The sequence below is a fragment of the Pseudomonadota bacterium genome, from assembly GCA_010028905.1.
Classification (GTDB): Bacteria; Vulcanimicrobiota; Xenobia; order RGZZ01; family RGZZ01; genus RGZZ01.
Map to the genome: position 1 here is coordinate 1 of RGZZ01000820.1, position 1,350 is coordinate 1,350.

Genomic DNA, 1,350 nt, shown 5'->3' on the forward strand with positions numbered 1-1,350 from the left:
GCCGCCGGGCTGGAGCGAATACACCTTTGGAACGTGGACGCCCTGGTGGATAGGCGGCGCCGACGACATGGAACCGCCCTCACCCGCGGGCGGCATCGCGCCACGCGTGCCAGAGCGGTCGTACGACGAGGCCATGGGGGGCGAACCAGACGGGACCGGCCGCCGGGGCAATGTGCGCACCCTGGCCGGGCGCACCGACGTCAATGGCAAGCATCGAACCCATCTGCGCTTCCTCTCGGTGTCGTCATCGCAGCCCACCGCGCTGTCCGCCCAGGCCACTGTGCAGGACGTGAACCGACAGGCCTGGACCGCCCGCACAACCATGCTGGTGCATCCGGCGAGCCTCTACGTGGGCCTCAAGCCGGACCGATTCTTCGTGCAGCAGGGTGAGCGGATGCCGGTTCGTGTCGTGGTCACCGATCTCGATGGCAAGGCAGTTGCCAGCCGCGCCGTGCACCTTCGCCTGACCCGATTGGAATATGCGTGGGAGAGCGGCACGGTCGAGGAGATCGCGGTCGACGCCCACGACCACAGGTCCGGCGACACGCCGGTGGTCGACGAGCTCGTGCCTCCAGAGGGCGGAGAGTACCGCCTCGTGGCCGAGATCGAAGACGACAAGGGGCGCCGCAACCGCAGCGAGATCACCTTCTGGGTGCCCGGCGGCAAGCAGATCCCCGCGCGCGAGGTGACACGCGAGAAGGTGACCCTTGTGCCCGACCGGAAGGAGCACGCCGTCGGCGACACCGCACACGTCCTTGTGTCGGCGCCCTTCCCGGCCGGCAAGGCGCTGCTCACGGTGCGCCGCGGCGACATCGTCGAGACCCGCGTCATCAATCTCGAGAATGGCAGCGGCACATTTGATCTGCCCATCACCGAATCGATGATCCCGAACGTCTTCGTGCAGGTCGATGTGGTCGGAGAGGCCGTGCGCACCGACGACGCTGGCAAACCAGACGAGCGCCTGCCGAAGCGGGCTGCGTTCGCCAGCGGCAGGCTCGACCTCTCTGTGCCACCGGTTTCGCGTACGCTCTCGGTGAAAGCCGACCCGAAGCATCCGCGGCTCGATCCCGGCGGCAAGACCGACGTCGAGGTCGACGTGCGCGACGCGACCGGAAGCCCCGTCGCGAACAGCCAGGTGGCGGTCGTGGTGGTCGATGAATCGGTGCTCGCCCTCACCCGCTACAAGATTCCCAATCCGCTCACCATCTTCTACCCACACCGTCAGGATGACACAACCGATTCAGAGAACCGAACCTACGTGCGCCTCGATGATCCGACCCGGATCGGGGGCGATGGTGGTAAAGCCCTCTCGCTTGAGCAAGACAAGATGGGGCAACCCGCTCCAGGTGC

1 protein-coding gene is annotated in these 1,350 nt (G+C 67.0%); it reads left to right on the forward strand.

The window, feature by feature from the left end; translation table 11 throughout:
- Positions 1-1,350: hypothetical protein (locus EB084_25610; GenBank protein NDD31640.1), on the forward strand; the 1,350-nt coding region annotated here is incomplete at both ends.